Here is a 20,793-nt window from a genome sequence, read left to right as displayed (position 1 = left end):
CGCCGCGGGAGGGCTAGACTCCCGCCCATGGCACATCGCTCCGCGTCCTCACATCCGTCCGCGTCCTCCGCTGAGGCCCTTGCGTCCTCCGAGGCGCCCCGCGGGGTCCGCATCCCCGCCGGGTGGACGGGGTCGGTCACCGAGATCGACCCCGGTTCCACCCCCGGCGCCGACGGCGGGAAGGCCGAGGGGGAGAAGGCCCTCGCGGGCGGTGTCGAGAACCTGTCCGAGCTGCAGGAGCGTCTGTACGCCGCCTCCCGTGGAGGAGATCGCCGCGCCGTGCTGCTGGTGGTGCAGGGCATGGACACCTCCGGCAAGGGCGGCATCATGCGCCATGTCGTCGGGGCTGTGGACCCGCAGGGCGTCGACCTCACCGCCTTCAAGGCCCCCACTGACGAGGAGAAGCGCCACGACTTCCTGTGGCGCATCCGCCCGCATGCCCCCGCCCCCGGCATGATCGGGGTGTTCGACCGCTCCCACTACGAGGATGTGCTGATCCACCGTGTCCACGGCTGGGCCGACGCCGCCGAGATCGACCGCCGCTACGCCGCCATCCGCGACTTCGAGCAGGAGCTCGTGGACGCCGGAACCACCGTGGTGAAGGTGATGCTGCACATCTCCCACGCCGAGCAGGGCGAGCGGCTGATGGAGCGACTGGAACGGCCCGACAAGCACTGGAAGTACAACCCCGGTGATGTCGACGAGCGCGGCCACTGGGACGCCTACATGGACGCCTACGACGCCGCGCTGCGCGCCACCAGCACCGAGTCGGCACCGTGGACCGTCGTGCCCGCCGACCGCAAGTGGTACGCGCGCCTGGTCGTGCAGCAACTCCTGCTCGATGCGTTGCGGGCGATCGACCCGCAGTGGCCCACGGCGGACTTCGACGTCGAGCAGGAGAAGCAGCGCCTGCGGGCCACCCTCGGCTGAGCGGGCTTCGGCGTCCCGCGGCGGGTTGCCCGGCCCCGGCCGACGGGACGAGGATGGACCCATGGCTGACATCACTCTGAAGGGCGAGAACGTCCACACCGCCGGTGAGCTGCCGCCGGTCGGCTCCACCGCCCCCGCGGCCGAGCTGGTCGGCGCCGATCTGGGCGTCGTCCGCACCGGTGACTTCGCGGGCCGCCGCCTCGTGCTGAACATCTTCCCCTCCGTCGACACCGGCGTGTGCGCCATGAGCGTGCGCACCTTCAACCAGCGGGCCGCCGACCTCGACGACACCACCGTGCTGTGTGTCTCGAAGGACCTGCCGTTCGCTCTGGACCGCTTCTGCGCGGCCGAGGGCATCGAGAACGTCGTCGTGGCCTCCGCCTTCCGCTCCACCTTCGGCGAGGACTACGGCGTGACCTTCACCGACGGTCCGCTGCAGGGCCTGCTCTCCCGCGCCGTCGTCGTCATCGACCGCGACGGCACCGTGCGGTACACCGAGCAGGTGCCGGAGACCGGCCAGGAGCCTGACTACGACGCCGCCCTCGCGGCACTGACGGCCTGATCGCCGCGCGAACCCCCACAGTCCCCACGCCCCCGTGGACATCCTTCCCCTGCTGATCCTGCTGGTCCTGGGCACCGCCGCCGGCGCCATCAATGCGGCCGTCGGCTCCGGATCGCTGTTCACCCTGCCGGTGCTGATCGCGCTCGGGGTCCCGCCGGGAACCGCGGTGCGCACCAACACGCTCGGCATCCTGTTCTCCACGATCGGGTCCGTGGCCGGGTTCCGTCGGGAGATCGCCGCCGACCGCGCGGGTATCGGCCCCGTGAGCATCCTCGCGGTGATCGGTGCGATGACCGGTGCCTGTCTGCTACTGGTCTCTCCTCCCGGCGCGCTGGAGATCGTGGTGCCGATCCTCATCGTCGCCGCTCTGGTCCTGGTCGTGTTCCAGAAGCGGATCGCCGCCGCGATCCGCTCCCGGCAGGATCGATCTCGGGAGCACCGGGTCCCCCCAGGGCGTGAGGTCGTCGAGCGCCACCCGTACCGGCGCCCAGCGCTCGTCGCCTCCATGGGGGCCGCCTCGCTGTACGGCGGCTACTTCACGGCCGCCCAGGGCGTCCTGTACATGGCGATCCTCAGCGCTCTGTCAGGCCGCTCGCTGAGCGAGGTCAACCCGGTGAAGAACTGGCTGAGCCTGCTGGTCAACGCCGCCGCGGTGCTCGTCTACCTGGTCGCGCACCTGGTGTGGGGTGCGGAGATCCTCTGGATCGCCTCGGCGGCGATCGCGGTCGGGGCACTTCTCGGCGGCTACTTCGGGGCGCGGCTCGCCAAGAAGCTGCCCGATCCGGTGCTGCGCGGCGCGATCGTCGTCGTCGCGCTGGTCGCGCTGGTCCGTCACGTGCTGTGATCGACCTGGTGTATCACGGACCTGGCGTATCACGAAACGGAGTAGCAGTGGTCAGTGCGCGCCTGCAGCACCGCCGTGTCGAGTCCTGGACGCCGTCAAAGGATTAGCGCTGCCCAGCGTGCGTGGATGGACATGGGGGCGACAGGTCCGTACGGCTCGGCCCGGTCGTCACCACCTCTCAGCTCACACGTATGCGCAGACGACGGCGCGGTCCCGGGAGGATTCCCGGAACCGCGCCGTCGTCTGCTGGTGATCTCTCAGCGGGAGAGTGGGGGCCTCACCCGGAGGTCATGCCCCGCTCTGCCGCACTGAGGGGATCGCGCGGTGAGCTGAGGTCAGCGGCGGCCGTCGTGGTCGCCGTCGCCCAGGCCGTCGCGCAGGCCATCGCGGCCGTTGTCGTGCACGCGGCCGTCCTGCTCGATCTCGACCTCCTCGCGGGACACCTCGGCCTCGACGGTCTCGGTACCGTGCACGGTGCGCTTGCCGAGGCTGACCTCCTCGGTGGCCACGGTCTCCTTGTCGACGACCGCGCGATCCTCGTGGAGGGTCACCTCGGCCTCGCCCTCGGAGAGGGTGCCACCGGTGCGGCCGTCGGCCGGGGTGCGCTCGATGACGACCTCCTCGCGCTCGACGGGGACCTCGACGCGCTCGGTGTCGGAGACGACGTACTTGCGCAGGCGGACCTTGCCGGTCTCCACGCGCTCGGTGCCGACGTTCAGGCGCTCCTCGTGAAGGGTGGTGCTGGCGTCGCCGTCGCGCAGGTCGCGGTCGCGGTCGTAGTCGCGGTCGGCCACGCCCGCGGTGCCCGCCAGGGCGGCGTCGCGGTCGAGGTCACGGTCACGATCCAGGTCGCGGCCAGCCACGCCACGGCCGGCACCGGTGGTGCCCACGCCGTAGTAGCGGTAGAGCTCCTCCTCCTGCTCGGAGGTGATCTCACCGTCGTCGTCGATGTTCGGCGCGTCCTTGATGAAGGCCTTCTCGTAGGGGACGGTGATGGAGTCACCCTCGACGCGGGCCTCGGCCAGCGGGATGAAGGTCTGCTTGGCGCCGAAGAAGCCGGTGTTCACGGTGACCCACGACGGCTGCTGGGAGTCCTGGGTGATGTACAGCTGGCCGACGTTGCCGACCTTGTCGCCGGTGGAGTCGTACACCACAGCGTTCTGCAGGGTCTGGAAATCGTTCTGGGTCATGTTCTCGTCCTTTCACGTGTCGGGTCGTCCCACCGGAGGTGATCGGCAGTCCGTTGTCCCTCGACCGGAGTCGGGGGAGCGGCGCCGGGGTCAACCCCCGGCAAAGACCGTTCTCAGCGACCGTAACGCCGGTCCCTGAACGCCAGCCATGCCGCTCCTGGGCGCAGGAGGCCCTTGACGAATAGGGATGCTTGCGATAACGATACAACATCGGCCGTCTGATCAGGGTGGATGCCGGATATTACCCACAGCCCACCTCGCCAGAATCCTCACGAATCGGGCATGCCAGTCATGACCACCTGGTCGGTTTCGGGGTTTCCGGGCCTGATCCGGAGTCCGCACTGAGCGAAGTCTGGGAACCGCGTCCGGGGTGGCGGAGGCGCAGGGGCCGCACGCCGGTCTCAGCGGGCGATGCGCAGGGGCGAGGGCACCTCGGCGGCCGGGCGGATCTCCGCCTCACGGATCGCGACGTCCTCCACGCGGGCGCTCGATGGACCCCGGTGCAGCCACTCCAGCAGCTGCTCCACGGCGGCAGTCTCCCCCTGGACGTCGACCTCGACGGTTCCGTCGAGCAGATTGCGCACCGTGCCACCGAGCGGGAGCGGCCGGGCCTGCGCCGCGGTGGCGGCGCGGAACCCGACTCCCTGCACCCGCCCGTGCACCACGACGATCCGCCGGATCGGGCAGTCGGATCCTTCAGCTCCCTGACCGGGGGTCTCGGTGGCAGTGCAGGCTGATCCGTCGGAGGCGCCAGGGGGCGTGGTGGTCATCGGGGCAGTCCTTCCAGGAACGGCAGGATCTCGTCGAGGACGGGACCGGGCGGGACGAGGGTGCCGCCGTGGTCACGGCCCGGCAACACGACGAAGCGGCCGAGGGGCATGCGCTCGGCCGCCTGGCGGGATTCCTCGACGCGCGGGACGTCACGGTCCCCGGCCATCCACAGGGCAGGCACCTGGCAGGAGGCGAGGTCCTCCTCCGGCACGGCCGCGGTGGCGTCGGTGGCGGTGAACATCGCTGCCATCGCCTGCGGATCGGAGGCCAGGAATGCGGCACGGGTGGCCGCCGCCCGCTCTCCGCTCACCTCCGGGCCGAGGCCCTGGGCGCGGCAGAACGCCTCCATGCCCTTCTCGCGGAGGGTGTGCACCGCACCGGGGAAGAAGATCCGGTCCAGTGCCCCCTGTTGCCGGGCCGCAGAACCTCCCAGACACACGATCCCGCGGACCTGCTGCGGGGCCGACAGTGCCGCGGTCAGCGCGACCCGGGCCCCGATCGAATACCCGATGACCGCGACCCGCTCCAGGTCCAGGGCCCGCAGCATCGCCAGCAGGTCCTCGACGAACGCATCCTGGGTGTACGCGGCGGGGTCGTGCGGAGCGTCGGAGCGGCCGTGCCCGCGCAGATCCATCCGGACCACCTGATACCCGGCCTGCAGCAGGGGCTGCACATATCCGGAGCCGCGCCACACCGCCCGTGACAGCAGGGACCCGTGCAGCAGCACGACGGGATCACCGTGGCCGGTGGCGTCCACCGCCAGGCGGACACCCCCGGCGCCCGTCACCTTCTGGGTGCCCCCAGCCACGGGTGGCCCTCCTTCCGACTGCCGACCGTCCTGCGGGTCAGAGCGTGTGCACGATCGGCGCCGATCGGACTCCGGGTCAGCTCGGGGATCAGACGGCGCTGCGGATCCGGTCGACGATGGCGTTGAACGTCGCCGACGGGCGCATCACCGCGGCGGTGCGCTCCTCATCGGGCCGGTAGTAACCGCCGATGTCCGCAGGGGAGCCCTGCACCGCCAGCAGCTCCTGGGCGATGGTCTCCTCACTGTCGGTGAGCTCCGCCGCGATCGGCGCGAAGGCCTGCGCCAGCTCGGCGTCCTCCGACTGTGCGGCGAGCTCCTGCGCCCAGTACAGGGCCAGGTAGAAGTGGCTGCCGCGGTTGTCGACGGTGCCGAGACGGCGCTGCGGTGAGCGGTCGTTGTTCAGCAGCGTCTCCGTGGCCCGATCCAGGGCGTCGGCGATCACCCGCGCACGCTCGTTGTCGGCGGTGCGGGCCAGGTGACGCAGCGACTCGGCGAGCGCCAGGAACTCCCCGAGGGAATCCCAGCGCAGGTAGTTCTCCTCCAGGAGCTGCTGCACGTGTTTGGGGGCCGAGCCGCCGGCGCCGGTCTCGAACAGGCCGCCGCCGTTCATCAGCGGCACCACCGACAGCATCTTCGCGCTGGTGCCGAGCTCCATGATCGGGAACAGATCGGTGAGGTAGTCACGCAGCACGTTGCCGGTCACGGAGATGGTGTCCTCCCCGCGGCGCACGCGTTCCAGGGTGTGGCGGGTGGCGTCGGCGGGGGAGAGGATCCGCAGGTCCAGCCCGTCGGTGTCCTCGTCGGCGAGGTACGCCTCGACCTTCGCGATCAGGTTGCGGTCGTGGGCGCGGGAATCGTCCAGCCAGAACACGGCGGGCATGCCGGAGATGCGGGAGCGGGACACCGCCAGCCGCACCCAGTCGCGGATCGGGGCGTCCTTCGTCTGGCAGGCGCGGAAGATGTCCCCGGCGGCGACGTCATGGGCCATGAGCACCTCGCCGGAGCCGGCGCGCACCTCGATACGGCCCTCCGCCTGGGCCACGAAGGTCTTGTCGTGGCTGCCGTACTCTTCGGCCTTCTGCGCCATCAGGCCGACGTTCGGGACGGTGCCCATGGTGGCCGGGTCGAAGGCGCCGTGCTCCTTGCAGTCGGCGATGGTCGCCTCGTACACCCCGGCGTAGGAGGAGTCGGGGATCACCGCGAGGGTGTCGGCCTCTTCGCCGTCGGGGCCCCACATGTGCCCGGAGGTGCGGATCATCGCCGGCATGGAGGCGTCGATGATGACATCGCTGGGCACGTGCAGGTTGGTGATGCCCTTGTCGGAGTTCACCATGGCCAGCGCCGGGCCCGCGGCGAGGTCCTCGTCGATGGCGGCGCGGACGCCGTCACGCACCTCGGCGTCGAGCTCCTCGAGGCCCGCGAGGATCCCGCCCAGGCCGTTGTCGGGGGAGAGGCCGGCGGCGGCGAGCTGATCCCCGTAGCGCGCGAACACGGTGGGGAAGAATACCCGCACGGCGTGACCGAAGATCACCGGGTCGGACACCTTCATCATGGTGGCCTTCAGGTGCAGGGAGAACAGCACGCCCTGCTCCTTGGCGGCGCGGACCTGCTCGGCGAGGAACGCATCGAGCGCGGCGGCGCGCATGACGGTGGAGTCAACCACCTCGCCCTCCAGCACCGCCAGGCCGTCCTTCAGCACGGTCTCGGTGCCGGAGCCGTCGACGTGCACGATCGAGAGGGTGTCGGGGCCGTCCATCACCACCGACTGCTCGTGAGAGCGGAAATCATCGGCGCCCATGGTCGCCACGGCGGTGCGGGAGTCGGCGCTCCAGGCACCCATGCGATGCGGGTGGGACTTCGCGTAGTTCTTCACCGCCAGCGGGGCGCGGCGGTCCGAGTTGCCCTCGCGCAGCACCGGGTTGACCGCCGACCCCTTCACGGAGTCGTACCGGGCACGGATGTCCTTCTCCTCAGCGGTCGACGGGGACTCCGGGTAGTCCGGCAGGGCGTACCCGAGGGCCTGCAGTTCGGCGATCGCTGCGGTCAGCTGCGGCACGGAGGCGGAGATGTTCGGCAGCTTGATGATGTTCGCCTCGGGGGTGCGGGCCAGCTCGCCCAGTTCCTTCAGGGCGTCGGGGACCCGCTGGTCCTCGGGCAGCAGATCGGCGAAGGCGGCGAGGATGCGCCCGGCCAGGGAGATGTCACGCGTCTCGACGTCGATCCCGGCGGTGGCGGCGAAGGCCTCGAGGACCGGCAGGAACGAGGCCGTCGCGAGCATCGGGGCCTCGTCAGTGTGGGTGTAGATGATGCGCGACATGGGCGGGTCCTCCCCCTCGGGTCGGTGCGGCGGTGTCTCGATCTCAAGACTATCGGGCGGGCCCCCGCGGCCGGGAGCCGTCCGGGAGGCGTGCGGGAGTCATGGGGTGCGAGTCGTCGGGCGGGACCCGCCCGACGGTGTCACTCCCAGAATCCAGCGAGGCTGCCGAGCTGATAGATCGCCAGGCCGATGATGACAGCGGTGATCAGCCCGCCGACGATGTTGCTCACCGGGCCGTTCGCCCAGCGGCCCAGCAGCTCACGGTTGTTCATGGTGATCAGCAGGAAGACCGCGATGATCGGCAGCAACAGGCCGTTCGCGGCCTGCGCCACCACGATGATCGTGATCGGCTCGATGCCGGTCAGGGCGATCACCGCTCCGATCAGCAGCACCAGCATCCACACGATGCGGAAGGGCCACGACCGCATGTCGGTGCTGAGTCCCAGCACCCCGCAGATCGCGTAGGCGGCGCCCAGCGGGCCGGCCAGGGCTGAGGTGAATCCGGCCGCGAACAGACCGAGCGCGAACACCCACGGGGCGGCGTCCCCGAGCAACGGTTCCAGGGATCGCACCAGGTCGGTACCGGTCTCGGCGGGGATGCCGCGCAGGAACATCGCGCCGAAGGCGGTGGCCATCACGGCCAGGGTGATCAGGCCGCCCAGGGAGATCGACCCGACGGTGTCGATGCGGGCTTCGCGGATGGCGTGGTCGGGGTCGTCCTCACCCCAGTTCTCCTGCACCAGACTGGCGTGGAGGAACACGTTGTAGGGCACGACGGTGGTCCCGATCAGGGCGATGGTGGTCAGCAGTGATCCCGCGGGGATCGACGGCACGAACAGTCCGCGCAGGAGGTCGCCGATCGGCGGACGCACCACGAACGCGGTGATGAGGAACAGGACGGCGAGGATCACCACCATCACCATCAGGACCTTCTCCACCACCTGGTAGCTGCCGGTGACCAGCAGTCCGAAGATCGCCAGGATGATGACCGCCACCACGATCGTCAGGTCGACCGGCAGGGCGGTGGTGACGGCCAGGGCGGTGCCGGTGGTGTCGCCGCCCGCGTAGGCGGCGCCGCCGATCCCGATCGCCGCGACGACCAGGGCGATCATCAGCGCCTTCGCCACGGGGTGGCGGAACACGCGCCGCATCGCCTCAGCGAGGCCGATGCGGGCGCCCAGGCCGAGGCGGACGGACATCTCCTGCAGCACGATCGTGGCGATGATCGAGAACACCACCGCCCAGGCCAGGGCGAAACCGACGCTCGCGCCGGTCACGATCGAGGTGGTCACCGTGCCCGGGCCGATGAAGGAGGCCGCGATGATCAGCCCGGGGCCGAAACGGGAACCGCGACGGCGTGGCTGCGCGGTGGAGCGCCCGTGATCTCTCGAGGTGTGGTCGGGCGCGTGCGCGGGGACATCCTCGGACGCACCGGAGGGAACGGGGGTGGGGGCCATGGACGCTCCTCACGCGAGACGTGGTGCGGGCCAGTCGGTCGGCCGTTGATCGGGTCGCCGTCGTCCGGACGGGACAGTGCGGCGTCGACGCGGCCTGCGGCGCTCGCGGAATCCGATCGGGAGCCCGGACGGCACCCGATGTGACGTGGACCGCAAAGCTACAGGAGACCTGCGCCACACGAAAGGGGTGCCTCGCATGTCGGACGGGGCCCGGTCGCGTGTCGGGGACGGCCGTTATGGTGACCGCCATCCGCACCGCGGCCCGGTCGTCCACCGGGCCGGGGTGCACCCCCGGTTGGTCCCGGCCGGAGAGTCGACCAAGAAGGAGGACGCGATGTACACCCGTTCCATCAACGACGTCGAGAAGGTCGAGTGGGGCGCCGGCACCAGCCAGCGCGTGCTGACCGCCGAGGACCCGATGGGCTTCGCCGTCGCCCACACCGTGGTCCGCAAGGGCACCTCCTCGCGCCTGCAGTACCGCAACCACCTCGAGGCCTGCTACTGCATCGGCGGCAGCGGCACCGTGTGGAACGAGGACCGCTCGCAGCGGTACGACATCGTGCCGGGCACCATCTATGTGCTCGACCAGCACGACAAGCACTACCTCGAGGCCTCCGACGACGAGGACCTCATCCTCGTCTCGATCTTCAACCCGCCGATCACCGGCAAGGAGAAGCACACCCTGTCCGAGGACGGCTTCTCCTCCTACTGAGCACGGCAGCTGGTTGCTGCCTCTGAGCACTCCGGGTACGGGCCTCCGGCCCGATCCGCGTGTCCGACCGGGGCCCGTCCCGTGCCCGGGGCGGGTCCCGGGCTGCGCATCAGCTGAGCACCAGCAGGCTCACCGCCATCACGGCCATCCCCGCCACCAGGGAGTACACCGCCACATGGTGGCGGCCGGTCTGCACCGCGGCGGGCAGCAGCTCGTCGAGACTCACGAACACCATCACGCCCGCGACCGCCGCCAGCAGGGAGCCGAGCACCGCATCGGTGAGGAACGGCGCCAGCAGTGCGTACCCGAGCAGCGCCCCCACCGGTTCCGCGAGTCCTGAGAACGTGGCGAGGATGAAAGCGCGCCGCCGCGACCCCGTCGCCCGATGCACCGGCACCGCCACGGCGATGCCCTCGGGGATGTTGTGCAGGGCGATCGCCGCGGCCACCGGGATCGCCACCTCCGGCGCCTGCAGGGCGGTCATGAAGGTCGCGAAGCCCTCGGGCACGTTGTGCAGCGCCAGCACCGCCGCCGTCACCAAGCCCGTGCGCAACAGACGCGACCGGCGCGCGGACTCGCGCGAGGAGGCCCCCGCTGCGTCGCCGGTCGCCATCCCCGAGTCGGGCCTCTCATGCGGGTTGACAGCCTGCGGCACCAATCGGTCGAGCACCATGATCACGGCGATGCCGAAGAAGAAGGCGAGGGCGGTGCGCACCGAGGTCGAGGCGCTCGCCGTCCCGCCGTCGAGCATGGCGGCCGCCTGCGGCAGCAGCTCGACGAACGACACATACAGCATCACGCCGGCGCTGAGCGCCAGACCGCCCGCCAGGGCACGGTCGTCGTCCTCACGTCCGAGCAGACCGAGCCCGGCCCCGACGCAGGCGGCGGCGCCGGCGAGGAAGGTGAGGAGAAATGCCCAGGTCACGCCCGTATCGTAGGACCTGGCGGACGCCTCGGCCCAACCGGCCACCCCGCTCCTAGACTGCCTCCATGCCGTACCTCACCCACACCGACCTGCGCGGACGCGTCCTGTCGTCCCGAGAGCTCGCCGCCGCGCTTCCGCGCGCCGAGATCGACGTGGAGGCCGCCACCGAGGCCGTGCGGGATGTCGTCGCCGATGTCGCCGCCCGCGGCACCCCCGCGGCCCTCGAGGCGGGGGAGCGGTTCGACCGCTGTCGGCCGCCGGCGCTGCGGGTGCCAGCCGAGGTCATCGCCACCGCGCTGGAGCAGCTGGATCCCGAGGTGCGCCGCGCCCTCGAGACCGCCATCGCGCATGTCCGCACGGTCGATGAGACGCAGCGGCGTGAGGATGAGGTCGTCGAGGTCATCCCCGGGGGCGTGGTGCGTCAACGCTGGGTGCCGGTACGGCGCGTCGGCCTCTACGTGCCCGGGGGTCGCGCGGTGCTGCCCTCCTCCGTGGTGATGAACGGGGTGCCGGCGCAGACCGCCGGTGTGGAGCAGATCGTGCTGGCCTCACCACCGCAGGCCGACCACGGGGGGTGGCCGCACCCAACGATCCTCGCGGCCTGCGCTCTGCTCGGCGTGGACGAGGTGCTGGCCGTCGGCGGTGCCCAGGCGATCGCCCTCATGACGTATGGCGCGGAGGCCGCCGGCGCCGATGCCGCCCTGGAACCGGTGGACCTGGTGACGGGGCCCGGGAATGTGTATGTCGCCGCGGCGAAGCGTCTGGTGCGCGGCCGCGTCGGGATCGACGCCGAGGCCGGGCCGACGGAGATCGCGATCCTCGCCGACGCCGAGGCCGATCCGCGCTACGTGGCCGCCGACCTGATCTCCCAGGCCGAACACGACCCGATGGCCGCCAGTGTGCTGGTCACCGACAGCGAGGAGCTCGTGGACCGTGTCGAGCAGGAGCTCGCGCTGCAGGTGCCGCAGGCCCTCCACGCCGAACGCATCACGAAGGCGCTGCGCGGATCGCAGAGCGGCGCGGTGCTGGTGGACGACATGGAGCAGGGTCTCGCGGTGGTCGACGCGTATGGGGCCGAGCACCTCGAGGTGCAGACCCGGGATGCCGCCGCTCTCGCCCGCCGCGTGCGCTCCGCCGGTGCGGTGTTCGTCGGCCCCCACAGTCCGGTGAGCCTCGGTGACTACGCGGCGGGGTCCAATCATGTGCTGCCGACCGGCGGTTCGGCCCGCTTCGGCGGCGGGCTCGGGGTGCAGACGTTCTTGCGCGGCATCCACGAGGTCACGTACGACCGGGACGCTCTCGCCGCAGCGCGGGGAGCTGCGACGGTGCTCTCGCAGTGCGAGGGTCTGCCCTCCCACGGACGCGCCGTCGACATCCGCTTCGACCCGCAGGGCTGACGTCGGCAGGACCCACAGCGGCCCCGCGGGCCCCCGGCGGTGGCGGCCCGTCCGGGTGGCGCCGCGGGCGGTCAGCGCGCCGCGGGCCCCGGCTGCGGCCGGCCCGTCACGAATCGTGCCACCAGTCGCCATCCCAGCATCAGCAGCGCCAGCACCAGGCTGGTGACCACGACGAACGACACCTGCGGAGGGGCGCCCAGGAAGGTGCGCACCGCCATCCCGCCGACCACCGTGATCGCGGTGACGAACACCCCGGTGGGCCACAGCGCGAAGGGGCGTTTCCATGCCTGCACCGCCAGGTGACCCAGCAGCATCCCCAGCAGGAACGGCCACGCCACGATCACCAGGTTCATGGTGGTGAGGCGTTCACCGTGCTGGATCAGACCGACGGCGGTGAACAGGACGACGGCGAGGGCATCGCCCACCAGGGAGCCGAGAGCGCGGAACATCCGTCCAGGGTAGGGCAGGGCCCCGGGACCCGACGGGCGGACCACCGCCCCGCTCGTCGGGGGCCGCCAGTACGATGAGCCCATGCCCACCCCCGCTCTCCCCGACGCCGCCCTGCCCGCCCCGCGGGAGGACCTCGCCGGCATGGAGCCGTACGGGGCGCCGCAGGTGGAGGCCGCGCACCTGCTGAACGTCAATGAGAACCCCGTCGGGCCGTCCCCCGCCCTGGTGGAGGACATCGCCCGGGAGGTCGCCCGCGCCACCGCGGGCCTGAACCGCTACCCCGATCGGGAGTTCCTGGACCTGCGCGCCGACCTCGCCGCCTTCCTCGCCGAGGAATCGGGCATCCCGGCTCCCGCGCCGCAGGAGGTGTGGGCCGCCAACGGCTCCAACGAGGTGATGCACCAGCTGTTGCTGGCCTACGGCGGTCCCGGACGCACCGCGCTGTCCTTCGCGCCGCACTACTCGATGTATCCCGAGTACGCCCGCGACACCCTCACCAGCTGGCGCACCGCCGAGCGTGGACCCGCCCCTGATTTCACCCTCTCCGCGCAGGACGTCGTCACCGCGATCCGCCGGGAGCGCCTGCAGATCGTGCTGTTGACCAGCCCGAACAACCCCACCGGCACCGCCCTGGACCTCGACGTGGTGCGGGCTGCCGCCGCCGAGCTCGCCGCCGATCGGGGCCTGCTGATCGTCGACGAGGCCTACGCGGAGTTCCGCCGCGACGGTGTGCCGAGCGCCCTCACCCTGCTCGGGCAGCACCCGAACCTCGTCGTGAGCCGCACCATGTCCAAGGCCTTCGCGCTCGCGGGGGCGCGCCTGGGGTACATGGTGGCCGACCGACGGATCGTCGACACCGTCCGCATCGTGCGCCTGCCGTATCACCTGTCCGCCATCACCCAGGCGGTGGCCCGTGCCGCTCTGCGGCACCGCCGGGAGCTGCTGTCCACCGTGGCGATGCTGCGCCGGGAACGCGACGCCCTCGCCGAGCATCTGCGCCAGCGCGGCCACGACGTCGCGCCGTCGGATGCGAACTTCGTGCTGTTCACCGTGCGGCGCGATCGCCACGAGGTGTGGCAGAGCCTGCTCGACCAGGGAGTGCTAGTGCGGGAGGTCGGCCCGCCCGGATGGCTGCGGGTGTCGATCGGCACCCCGGAGGACAACGCCGCGTTCCGCCGCGCCCTCGAGACCGCCGACCCGGAACCCACCGCTGCGACAGCGGACGACACCACCACCGCGACGACCCCCGGGAGGGAGGACGCATGAGCACCGCCCCGCGCCAGGCGCGCATCCACCGCGAGACCCGCGAGTCCCAGGTGGAGGTGTTCCTGGACCTCGACGGCACCGGTCACGTGGACGTGTCCACCTCCGTGCCGTTCTTCGACCACATGCTCACCGCCCTCGGCACCCACGCCCGGTTCGACCTCACCGTGCGCGCCACCGGGGACACCCACATCGACGTCCACCACACCGTGGAGGACACCGCGATCGTGCTCGGGCAGTGCCTGCGGGAGGCCCTCGGGGACAAGGTCGGCATCGCCCGCTTCGGGGACGCCCTGGTCCCGCTCGACGAGGCCCTCGCCCAGGCCGTCGTGGACGTCTCCGGCCGCCCCTACTGCGTGCACGAAGGAGAGCCCGCCGGGCAGGAACTGCACCTGATCGGTGGCCACTTCACCGGCTCCCTGACCCGCCACGTCATGGAGTCCCTGGCCTTCCACGCCGCGATCTGCCTGCACATGCGGGTACTGGCCGGCCGCGACCCCCACCACGTGGTGGAGGCCCAGTTCAAGGCCCTCGCCCGCGCCCTGCGCGTCGCCGTGGCGCTCGACCCGCGGGTGCACGACGTCCCGTCGACGAAGGGAGCACTGTGACCACGCCCGACGCCCCCCGCCCCGATGACCATTCCCCGGAGGACATCGACGCCGAGTTCGCCCGCATGATGGAGGGCCTCGACCTCGAGGACGTCCCCGAGGCCACCGCCCCCGGCAGCGCCGCCCCTCGCGGTGAGGTCGGCCGGAGGGACGACGCTCCGGACCCCTTCGATGAGCTGCAGGAGCAGACCGAGCCGACCCTCGCCGTCGTCGCCACCGCCGTCGCCTCCGCCCGCGCCCTCGCCGGCGCCGTCCGCCTCGGACAGGAGGCCCGCACCGACGGTCTCGTCGTGCCGCCCGGCACCCGCATCCACGAGACCGGGACCGGGGCGATCGCCGTCGGCGCCCTCGACGAGACCGGCGCCCACGAGCTCGCCGCCGTCGTCTCCACCGCCCTGCAGCGCAACGGCGTCGTGCTGTTCTGGCGGCGCGGTGACCGCATGACCGCCACCCGCTACCGCGACGGCTCCCGCGGGGACGACGTCTCCCCGGCGCTGGTGCTCGGCGCCGTCGACGGCCTCGTCGAGCAGCTGCTGCTCGGCGCGCAGGACCTCGACGACCTCGGCGAGGGCCACGACCCGAGTCGTCTCAGCCGTGCCGAGGCCCTGGAATGGCTGTCCGACGACGGCCGGGGCCGCCGCCGATGACGGCACAGGCCAGCTCGCCCGGCGGGCCGCGCCCCCGCGTGGTCGTCCTCGACCACGGCAGCGGGAACGTCCGCTCCGCCGTGCGGGCCCTCGAGGCCGCCGGGGCGCAGGTCGAGCTCACCGCCGACCGTGACGCCGGCATGGCTGCCGACGGTCTTGTCGTCCCCGGTGTCGGGGCCTTCGCCGCCACCGTCGAGCAGGTGCGCCGGGTCGGAGGGGACCGCCTGGTGGAGCGGCGGCTCGCCGGGGGTCTGCCGGTGCTCGGCATCTGCGTGGGCCACCAGATCCTCTTCTCCGCAGGGGAGGAGCACGGGGTGCGGGCCCGGGGCCTGGACCAATGGCCCGGCACCGTCACCCAGCTGGAATCCCCGATCGTGCCGCACATGGGCTGGAACACCGTCGAGGCCTCCAGCGGCTCGCGGCTGTTCGCCGGCATCGAGCAGGAGCGCTTCTACTTCGTCCACTCCTATGCCGCGCGGCAGTGGGAGCTGGAGCCCATCCCCCATCTGCCGGCACCGCTGGTGACCTGGGCCGAGCACGGCGGGGACCGCTTCGTCGCCGCCGTCGAGAACGGTGCCCTGAGCGCCACCCAGTTCCACCCGGAGAAGAGCGGCGAGGCCGGGCTGACCCTGCTGCGCAACTGGATCGGGACGCTGCCGCGGCGCGCCGCCGCCGGCGGGAAGGTGGACTGAATGGCCCTCGCGTTCGTCATGCTCGCCCTCGGCGGGATCCTGCTGGGCGGGGCGTGGTCCTTCCATACCCACCGCAAGCCGCTGTGGTCGGTGATCGTCCTGGCCGTCGCCGCCCTCGCCTGCATCGTCGTCGCCCTCTGGCGCATCAACCAGTGACCACCCTCCCGGAGGTTCCCATGTCCCGCCCCGTCCTCGAACTGCTGCCCGCCGTCGACGTCGCCGACGGCCAGGCCGTGCGCCTGGTCCAGGGGGAGGCCGGCACCGAGACCACCTACGGTGCCCCGATCGACGCCGCCCGCACCTTCGAACAGGCCGGTGCCTCCTGGCTGCATCTGGTGGATCTCGACGCCGCCTTCGGGCGCGGATCCAACGCGGAGCTGCTGGCTGAGGTCTGCGCCGCCGTTGACATGAACGTGGAGCTGTCCGGCGGGATCCGCGACGACGCCTCCCTGGAGCGCGCCCTGGCCACCGGCTGCCGCCGCGTGAACCTCGGCACCGCCGCCCTGGAGGACCCCGAGTGGACGGCCCGTGTGATCGGCGAGCACGGTGACCGCATCGCCGTCGGCCTGGACGTGCGCGGCACCACCCTGGCCGCCCGCGGTTGGACCCGCGAGGGCGGCGACCTGTGGGAGACCCTCGACCGGCTGGACGCCGCCGGCTGCACCCGCTACGTCGTCACCGACGTCACCAAGGACGGCACCCTGCAGGGCCCCAACCTCGACCTGCTGCGCGCCGTGTGCGCCCGCACTGACGCGAAGGTGGTCGCCTCGGGCGGTGTCAGCTCCCTGGACGACCTCGCCGCCCTGCGGGAGCTGGTGCCGCAGGGTGTCGAGGGCGCGATCGTCGGGAAGGCCCTGTACGCGGGCGCGTTCACGGTGCGCGAAGCCCTGGAGGTCGCCGAGCGGTGACCTCCATGACCCCCACGCCCCCGCCGGACCCCGACGGCGCCGGTGCGGGGCACCGCACCCTGCCCGCCCACTTCCGCGAGAAATCACCGCTCACCGACACCGCCGGGGTGCCGTGGAAGGGCCGTGACTACACCGTCAGCCCCTTCCCTGAGGACGACGGCTCCGCCCCCGCGGAGCTCGCCGACGCCCTCGCCGCCCACGCCGCGGGGGAGGACCCGGAGCGTGACCGCCTCGTCGCGGCCCTCGCCCGCAGCCGAGTGCTGGTGCCGATCATGGCGGTCGGCGCCGGGGAGACGATCTCCGCGCACGGCCTGACCAGCGACAACGGCGCCGACATGGCGATGGTGACGGTGCGTGGTGCGGACGGCTCCCAGGCCCTGCCGGTGTTCTCCTCGGTGCAGGCGCTCGCCGCGTGGCGCACTGACGCCCGCCCGGTGCCGGTGGTGGCCCCACAGGCCGCGCAGGCGGCCGTGCAGGAGGGCTGCACCGTGCTGCTGCTCGACCCCGGACTCGAGGTCGCACCGGTGGTGCTGCCACGGTCGGTGCTGTGGGCGCTCGCGCAGGGCCGCGACTGGGTGCCGCCGCACCGCGACCCGGAGCTGCGCGCCGAGCTCGACCGGATCGCCGCCGACGCCCCCGGCGTCGTCGCCCTCGAGCCGCGAGCCGGCGCCCAGCGGGAGGTGGAGCTGGTGACCCACCTGGTGTCCGGTCTTGACCGCGAGGGTATGCGGCAGGTGGTCGACGGTCTCACCGCCCGGCTCGGCCGCAGCCCGCTGGTGGCCGAGCGCATCAGCTCCCTCGCCCTGACGCTGAGGGGCTGAGGCCGTGGACGCGTACCGTCGCGTGCTCGCCGTGCCCGGGGCTCTGCCCCTGCTGATCCTCGGCTTCCTCGCGCGCATCCCCTTCAGCGCCCTCGGGCTGCTGCTCACCTTGCACGTGGTGCTGACCCTCCACCTGTCGTACCTGGCGGCGGGTCTGATCGTCACCGCCTCCACCGTCGGCAGTGCCATCTCCTCCCCGTGGCGTGGGCGGATCGTCGACCGCCGGGGTCTGCGGCGCGCCGTCGCCCCGTCGATCGTGGTGCAGACCGCCTCTCTGATCGCCGCCGCCTACGCCCCGTACTGGGGGCTGGTGCTGCTGGCGCTGCTCGGGGGGATCTACGCCCTGCCGGTGTTCGCGGTGGTGCGCACCTCGCTGGCGGTGCTGGTGCCCGCCACACACCGCCGCAGCGCCTTCGCTCTGGACTCGGTGCTCACCGAGATCGTCTTCATGATCGGCCCGGCGGGGGCGACGGTGCTCGCGCTGCAGCTGGGCACCCGGGAGACGATGCTCGTGGTCGCCGCGCTGGTGGCCGCCGCCGGTGTCGGCCTGGCGGTGGTGAACCCGCCCACCCGCAGTGACCAGATCACCCTGCCGGTGCGGATGCCGGCCGCGCTCGATGCCGCGGAGAACGCGGTGCTGGGGGCCTCCCCGTCGATGGAGTCCCTGCGGGACAAGCGCACCGCAGAGGACCTCTCCACCGGTGCAATCCCGGTGATCGACCCGGACCACGAACCGGGGCGCCGCCGCGACGAGCGGGAGGGGGGCCGCGGAGCGCAGGCCGTCTCGGCCCGGGATGCCCTGCTGACCCTCGGCGGTCTGGCGGTGCTGGTCGCCACGGCCGTCGGCTCCCTGGAGCTGACCGCTACCGACCTCGCCATCGTCGCGATCCTCGACGGTGCCGGACGCACCGGCCTCGTGGGCGTGATCATGGTGATGTGGTGCGCCGGGTCGGTGATCGGCGGCACCGTCTACGGTGCCATGACCCGGCAGATCCCGCCGCTGTGGGTGCTGCTCGCGCTGGGAGCGCTGACGGTGCCGATCGCCCTGGCGCACGGGCCGGTGATGCTCGGCGTCACGGTGTTCGTGGCGGGTGTGGCCTGTGCCCCGATCATCTCCGCCACCGGGGAGGCCATCAGCCACCTGGTGCCGGAGGAGGTGCGCGGCGAGGCGATGGGCTGGCACGGCACCGCGATGACCATCGGGGCGGCCGTCGGCGGCCCCGTGATCGGTCTGATCATCGATGCCGCCGGGCCGGGGGTCGCCATCGCCTCCGCCGGGCTGCTCGGTGTGGTGGTCGCGGTCGCCGGCCTCACCGCGCAGCGGATGCGACGCACCCGGCGTCGGGCACTGCTGCGGCAGCGGTTCAGCGGCTGACGCGCCCCGTCCACTTCTCGCCCGGTCCCTCCCCGGGCGCGTCGGGGAACGGCAGCGCCTCGGCGAAAGCCAGCTGCAGTGACCGCAGACCGTCGCGCAGGGAGCGAGCGTGCTCCCCGCCGATCTCCGGGGCGGCAGCCGTCACCAGGCCCGCGAGCGCGGTGATGAGCTTCCGCGCCTCCGCGAGGTCCTGGTACTGCCCGCCCTCCTCGTCCTCCGCGAGGCCGACCTTCACGGCGGCGGCGCTCATGAGGTGCACGGTGGCGGTGGTGATGATCTCGACGGCGGAGACGTCGGCGATGTCCCGCAGCTCCTCGGCCACGTCGGTGCCGCCCGTGGCCGCGTCCACCTCGGGGTGGCCGGCGATGCCGGGGGTGAGGGGATCCGGTCGATCGTCCTGGCTGTGGTCCTGCATGCTCTCTCGCCGGGTCCTTCCGTCGCGGCGCGCGGGGCGCCGTCTGCGGTGCGCTGGATGGGGGAGATCCGCCGCCCGCCCGGGGCGATGCACATCACCCCGGCCGCCACGGATCCGCTGGTAGGATAGTGGACCGGAACACGCCGTTCCCGTGTCGAAGTGGAGCCCCGCTCCCACCTCGCGGCCCCCGGGTCGCCGGGTCGTGATGACCGCCCTCGCGCGGTCCGCAGTGCCGTGCGCTGCGCATCACCAGGGGCCTCCATCCTCGATGGGGGCCCTCGTCGTGTTCGACGACATCCGAGGTGAGGAGACACCATCAGCGAGCAGCGCATCAACGGCCAGATCAGGGTTCCGAAGGTCCTTCTGGTCGGCCCCGCCGGCGAGCAGGTCGGCATCGTCCGTGTGGAGGACGCCCTTCGTCTGGCCGCCGAGGCCGATCTCGACCTGGTCGAGGTGGCCCCGGGCGCGAACCCGCCCGTCGCACGTCTCATGGATTACGGCAAGTACAAGTACGAAGCCAACATGAAGGCGCGCGAGGCCCGGAAGAACCAGGCCAACACGGTCCAGAAGGAGATCCGGATGGGCCTGAAGATCGACACCCACGACTACGAGACCAAGCGTCGCAACGTCGAGAAGTTCCTCTCCGGCGGGAACAAGGTGAAGGTCATCGTCCGGTTCCGCGGCCGTGAGCAGTCCCGCCCCGAGATGGGCGTGAAGCTGCTGGGCCGCATGGCGGAGGACGTCTCCGAGTACGGCTACGTGGAGACTCACCCGCGGGCCGACGGCCGCAGCATGGTCATGGTCCTCGGCCCCCACAAGAAGAAGGCCCAGGCCCGGGCCGAGGCGCGCAAGCGTAAGACCGACGCGGAGAAGGCGGCTGCGAAGTCCGAGGCGGAGGGCACGACGTCCGACACGTCCGCGGCCCCCGCCGCCGAGGCCACCGCCCCCGAGACCACGGCGTCGGGGACCACGCAGTCCTGACCCCGGCCACACAGTCCTGATCGCGGACGCGGCGCCTGGCGCCCCGCCCGCGATCCCACCACGAAGGAGAAGAAGGCTCATGCCGAAGAACAAGACCCACTCCGGCACCAAGAAGCGCGTGCGCGTGACCGGCTCCGGCAAGCTCATGCGGGAGAAGGCCAACGTGCGCCACCTGCTCGAGCACAAGTCCACCAACCGCAAGCGCCGCCTGGGCAAGGACGGCGACGTCTCTGCGGCGGACACCAAGCGCATCAAGCGGCTGCTCGGCCGCTGAGCCCCCTCGCGGGAGAAGAGTTCCCGCACCCCTGAACTCGAATACCAGCGAAGGAGAATCACGTGGCACGCGTGAAGCGGGCAGTCAACGCCCAGAAGAAGCGTCGGGAGATCCTCGAGCAGGCCAGCGGCTACCGCGGCCAGCGCTCGCGCCTGTACCGCAAGGCCAAGGAGCAGGTGCTCCACTCGGCCACCTACAACTTCCGCGACCGCAAGGTCCGCAAGGGCGACTTCCGTCGTCTGTGGATCCAGCGCATCAACGCGGCGGCTCGCGCCAACGGCATGACCTACAACCGCTTCATCCAGGGCCTCGGCCTGGCGGGCGTCGAGGTCGACCGTCGCATGCTGGCGGAGCTCGCGGTCAACGACCAGGCCGCGTTCGCCGCTCTCGTCGAGGTCGCGAAGAACGCCCTGCCGAAGGACGTCAACGCCCCCGCGGCCTGAGCG

The 20,793-nt window shown here is 71.9% G+C and carries 24 protein-coding genes; 16 read left to right on the top strand and 8 right to left on the bottom strand.

Annotated features, from left to right (window positions below; all coding sequences use genetic code 11):
• Positions 1 to 27: 27 nt before the first annotated feature.
• The 3 genes from JSY14_RS03595 to JSY14_RS03585 all read left to right on the top strand — a co-directional run bounded on the left by JSY14_RS03595 (position 28) and on the right by JSY14_RS03585 (position 2,336).
• A complete protein-coding gene (locus JSY14_RS03595) occupies positions 28 to 930 on the top strand; it encodes a polyphosphate kinase 2 family protein (RefSeq protein WP_259557388.1) in 903 nt (300 codons plus the stop codon).
• A 61-nt stretch (positions 931 to 991) separates the two neighbouring features.
• Positions 992 to 1,492 carry a thiol peroxidase gene (gene tpx / locus JSY14_RS03590; RefSeq protein ID WP_259557387.1) on the top strand — a complete coding sequence of 167 codons (501 nt, stop codon included), beginning with the start codon at positions 992 to 994 and terminating at the stop codon, positions 1,490 to 1,492.
• A gap of 34 nt (positions 1,493 to 1,526) precedes the next feature.
• A complete protein-coding gene (locus tag JSY14_RS03585; protein WP_259557386.1) occupies positions 1,527 to 2,336 on the top strand; it encodes a sulfite exporter TauE/SafE family protein in 810 nt (269 codons plus the stop codon).
• A 335-nt stretch (positions 2,337 to 2,671) separates the two neighbouring features.
• On the opposite strand, the gene JSY14_RS03580 is transcribed toward JSY14_RS03585, so the two are convergent.
• The 5 genes from JSY14_RS03580 to JSY14_RS03560 form a co-directional block, all read right to left on the bottom strand.
• Positions 2,672 to 3,526 (bottom strand): PRC and DUF2382 domain-containing protein, encoded by an 855-nt coding sequence (locus tag JSY14_RS03580; protein ID WP_259557385.1) that lies wholly within the window; start codon positions 3,524 to 3,526, stop codon positions 2,672 to 2,674.
• Positions 3,527 to 3,927: 401 nt separating this feature from the next.
• Positions 3,928 to 4,296 carry an acylphosphatase gene (locus tag JSY14_RS03575; RefSeq protein ID WP_349773581.1) on the bottom strand — a complete coding sequence of 123 codons (369 nt, stop codon included), beginning with the start codon at positions 4,294 to 4,296 and terminating at the stop codon, positions 3,928 to 3,930.
• Positions 4,293 to 5,105, bottom strand: coding sequence for an alpha/beta fold hydrolase (locus tag JSY14_RS03570; RefSeq protein ID WP_259557384.1), 813 nt, complete (start codon positions 5,103 to 5,105; stop codon positions 4,293 to 4,295). The genes JSY14_RS03575 and JSY14_RS03570 overlap by 4 nt, the downstream gene beginning before the upstream one ends.
• 88 nt (positions 5,106 to 5,193) lie before the next feature.
• Entirely contained in the window at positions 5,194 to 7,422 is a 2,229-nt protein-coding gene (locus JSY14_RS03565) for an NADP-dependent isocitrate dehydrogenase (protein WP_259557383.1), read from the bottom strand.
• A 140-nt stretch (positions 7,423 to 7,562) separates the two neighbouring features.
• Complete coding sequence (locus JSY14_RS03560; RefSeq protein WP_259557382.1) at positions 7,563 to 8,879, bottom strand: Nramp family divalent metal transporter; 1,317 nt, start codon at positions 8,877 to 8,879, stop codon at positions 7,563 to 7,565.
• Positions 8,880 to 9,213: 334 nt separating this feature from the next.
• Here JSY14_RS03560 and JSY14_RS03555 point away from each other — a divergent pair, with 334 nt between their 5' ends.
• The gene (locus JSY14_RS03555; protein ID WP_259557381.1) at positions 9,214 to 9,591 is read left to right on the top strand and encodes an ectoine synthase; all 378 of its coding nucleotides are present in this window, start codon (positions 9,214 to 9,216) and stop codon (positions 9,589 to 9,591) included.
• Positions 9,592 to 9,700: 109 nt separating this feature from the next.
• Here the strand turns inward: JSY14_RS03555 and zupT are convergent, their stop codons facing one another.
• Positions 9,701 to 10,516, bottom strand: a complete 816-nt coding sequence (gene zupT, locus JSY14_RS03550) for a zinc transporter ZupT (RefSeq protein ID WP_259557380.1) — start codon at positions 10,514 to 10,516, stop codon at positions 9,701 to 9,703.
• 65 nt (positions 10,517 to 10,581) lie between these two features.
• Here zupT and hisD point away from each other — a divergent pair, with 65 nt between their 5' ends.
• A complete protein-coding gene (hisD, locus tag JSY14_RS03545) occupies positions 10,582 to 11,913 on the top strand; it encodes a histidinol dehydrogenase (RefSeq protein WP_259557379.1) in 1,332 nt (443 codons plus the stop codon).
• A 71-nt stretch (positions 11,914 to 11,984) separates the two neighbouring features.
• Here the strand turns inward: hisD and JSY14_RS03540 are convergent, their stop codons facing one another.
• Positions 11,985 to 12,362, bottom strand: coding sequence for a DUF3054 domain-containing protein (locus JSY14_RS03540; RefSeq protein WP_259557378.1), 378 nt, complete (start codon positions 12,360 to 12,362; stop codon positions 11,985 to 11,987).
• A gap of 82 nt (positions 12,363 to 12,444) precedes the next feature.
• Here JSY14_RS03540 and JSY14_RS03535 point away from each other — a divergent pair, with 82 nt between their 5' ends.
• From JSY14_RS03535 to JSY14_RS03500, 8 genes are read left to right on the top strand one after another with little or no spacing between them, the layout of a single operon-like run.
• Positions 12,445 to 13,629, top strand: coding sequence for a histidinol-phosphate transaminase (locus tag JSY14_RS03535; protein WP_259557377.1), 1,185 nt, complete (start codon positions 12,445 to 12,447; stop codon positions 13,627 to 13,629).
• Positions 13,626 to 14,234, top strand: coding sequence for an imidazoleglycerol-phosphate dehydratase HisB (gene hisB / locus JSY14_RS03530; RefSeq protein ID WP_259557375.1), 609 nt, complete (start codon positions 13,626 to 13,628; stop codon positions 14,232 to 14,234). The genes JSY14_RS03535 and hisB overlap by 4 nt, the downstream gene beginning before the upstream one ends.
• The gene (locus JSY14_RS03525; RefSeq protein ID WP_259557373.1) at positions 14,231 to 14,881 is read left to right on the top strand and encodes a hypothetical protein; all 651 of its coding nucleotides are present in this window, start codon (positions 14,231 to 14,233) and stop codon (positions 14,879 to 14,881) included. The genes hisB and JSY14_RS03525 overlap by 4 nt, the downstream gene beginning before the upstream one ends.
• Positions 14,878 to 15,573, top strand: coding sequence for an imidazole glycerol phosphate synthase subunit HisH (gene hisH / locus JSY14_RS03520; RefSeq protein ID WP_259557372.1), 696 nt, complete (start codon positions 14,878 to 14,880; stop codon positions 15,571 to 15,573). Before JSY14_RS03525 ends, hisH begins: the two co-directional genes overlap by 4 nt.
• The gene (locus JSY14_RS03515) at positions 15,574 to 15,729 is read left to right on the top strand and encodes a hypothetical protein (RefSeq protein WP_259557371.1); all 156 of its coding nucleotides are present in this window, start codon (positions 15,574 to 15,576) and stop codon (positions 15,727 to 15,729) included.
• Between the two features lie 20 nt (positions 15,730 to 15,749).
• The gene (priA, locus tag JSY14_RS03510; RefSeq protein ID WP_259557370.1) at positions 15,750 to 16,481 is read left to right on the top strand and encodes a bifunctional 1-(5-phosphoribosyl)-5-((5-phosphoribosylamino)methylideneamino)imidazole-4-carboxamide isomerase/phosphoribosylanthranilate isomerase PriA; all 732 of its coding nucleotides are present in this window, start codon (positions 15,750 to 15,752) and stop codon (positions 16,479 to 16,481) included.
• A 5-nt stretch (positions 16,482 to 16,486) separates the two neighbouring features.
• Positions 16,487 to 17,302: an SseB family protein gene (locus tag JSY14_RS03505; RefSeq protein WP_259557369.1), complete on the top strand. Its 816-nt coding sequence runs from the start codon at positions 16,487 to 16,489 to the stop codon at positions 17,300 to 17,302.
• 4 nt (positions 17,303 to 17,306) lie between these two features.
• On the top strand, positions 17,307 to 18,677 hold the full coding sequence (locus tag JSY14_RS03500) for an MFS transporter (protein WP_259557368.1): 1,371 nt from the start codon (positions 17,307 to 17,309) through the stop codon (positions 18,675 to 18,677).
• On the opposite strand, the gene JSY14_RS03495 is transcribed toward JSY14_RS03500, so the two are convergent.
• Positions 18,667 to 19,092, bottom strand: coding sequence for a DUF1844 domain-containing protein (locus tag JSY14_RS03495; RefSeq protein ID WP_259557367.1), 426 nt, complete (start codon positions 19,090 to 19,092; stop codon positions 18,667 to 18,669). The two genes, JSY14_RS03500 and JSY14_RS03495, sit on opposite strands and share 11 nt — an antisense overlap.
• Positions 19,093 to 19,407: 315 nt before the next feature.
• On the opposite strand from JSY14_RS03495, the gene infC reads away from it, so the two are divergent.
• The 3 genes from infC to rplT all read left to right on the top strand — a co-directional run bounded on the left by infC (position 19,408) and on the right by rplT (position 20,790).
• Entirely contained in the window at positions 19,408 to 20,073 is a 666-nt protein-coding gene (infC, locus tag JSY14_RS03490; protein ID WP_259559534.1) for a translation initiation factor IF-3, read from the top strand.
• Positions 20,074 to 20,152: 79 nt separating this feature from the next.
• A complete protein-coding gene (gene rpmI, locus JSY14_RS03485; RefSeq protein WP_259557366.1) occupies positions 20,153 to 20,347 on the top strand; it encodes a 50S ribosomal protein L35 in 195 nt (64 codons plus the stop codon).
• Positions 20,348 to 20,409: 62 nt separating this feature from the next.
• Positions 20,410 to 20,790: a 50S ribosomal protein L20 gene (rplT, locus tag JSY14_RS03480; RefSeq protein WP_259557365.1), complete on the top strand. Its 381-nt coding sequence runs from the start codon at positions 20,410 to 20,412 to the stop codon at positions 20,788 to 20,790.
• The last annotated feature ends 3 nt before the right edge of the window (positions 20,791 to 20,793 follow it).

The sequence above is a fragment of the Brachybacterium sillae genome (assembly GCF_025028335.1).
In the GTDB taxonomy this organism is placed as follows: domain Bacteria; phylum Actinomycetota; class Actinomycetes; order Actinomycetales; family Dermabacteraceae; genus Brachybacterium; species Brachybacterium sillae.
The sequence above is the reverse complement of the archived record's forward strand: the minus strand, read 5'-3'. Positions and strand labels throughout refer to the sequence as shown.

Coding starts and splice junctions, on each gene's coding strand:
- JSY14_RS03595 (WP_259557388.1), top strand. CDS start 28: ATGGCACATCGCTCCGCGTCCTCACATCCGTCCGCGTCCTCCGCTGAG.
- tpx (WP_259557387.1), top strand. CDS start 992: ATGGCTGACATCACTCTGAAGGGCGAGAACGTCCACACCGCCGGTGAG.
- JSY14_RS03580 (WP_259557385.1), bottom strand. CDS start 3,526: ATGACCCAGAACGATTTCCAGACCCTGCAGAACGCTGTGGTGTACGAC.
- JSY14_RS03575 (WP_349773581.1), bottom strand. CDS start 4,296: ATGACCACCACGCCCCCTGGCGCCTCCGACGGATCAGCCTGCACTGCC.
- JSY14_RS03565 (WP_259557383.1), bottom strand. CDS start 7,422: ATGTCGCGCATCATCTACACCCACACTGACGAGGCCCCGATGCTCGCG.
- JSY14_RS03560 (WP_259557382.1), bottom strand. CDS start 8,879: ATGGCCCCCACCCCCGTTCCCTCCGGTGCGTCCGAGGATGTCCCCGCG.
- JSY14_RS03555 (WP_259557381.1), top strand. CDS start 9,214: ATGTACACCCGTTCCATCAACGACGTCGAGAAGGTCGAGTGGGGCGCC.
- hisD (WP_259557379.1), top strand. CDS start 10,582: ATGCCGTACCTCACCCACACCGACCTGCGCGGACGCGTCCTGTCGTCC.
- JSY14_RS03540 (WP_259557378.1), bottom strand. CDS start 12,362: ATGTTCCGCGCTCTCGGCTCCCTGGTGGGCGATGCCCTCGCCGTCGTC.
- JSY14_RS03535 (WP_259557377.1), top strand. CDS start 12,445: ATGCCCACCCCCGCTCTCCCCGACGCCGCCCTGCCCGCCCCGCGGGAG.
- hisB (WP_259557375.1), top strand. CDS start 13,626: ATGAGCACCGCCCCGCGCCAGGCGCGCATCCACCGCGAGACCCGCGAG.
- hisH (WP_259557372.1), top strand. CDS start 14,878: ATGACGGCACAGGCCAGCTCGCCCGGCGGGCCGCGCCCCCGCGTGGTC.
- JSY14_RS03515 (WP_259557371.1), top strand. CDS start 15,574: ATGGCCCTCGCGTTCGTCATGCTCGCCCTCGGCGGGATCCTGCTGGGC.
- priA (WP_259557370.1), top strand. CDS start 15,750: ATGTCCCGCCCCGTCCTCGAACTGCTGCCCGCCGTCGACGTCGCCGAC.
- JSY14_RS03505 (WP_259557369.1), top strand. CDS start 16,487: ATGACCCCCACGCCCCCGCCGGACCCCGACGGCGCCGGTGCGGGGCAC.
- JSY14_RS03495 (WP_259557367.1), bottom strand. CDS start 19,092: ATGCAGGACCACAGCCAGGACGATCGACCGGATCCCCTCACCCCCGGC.
- rpmI (WP_259557366.1), top strand. CDS start 20,153: ATGCCGAAGAACAAGACCCACTCCGGCACCAAGAAGCGCGTGCGCGTG.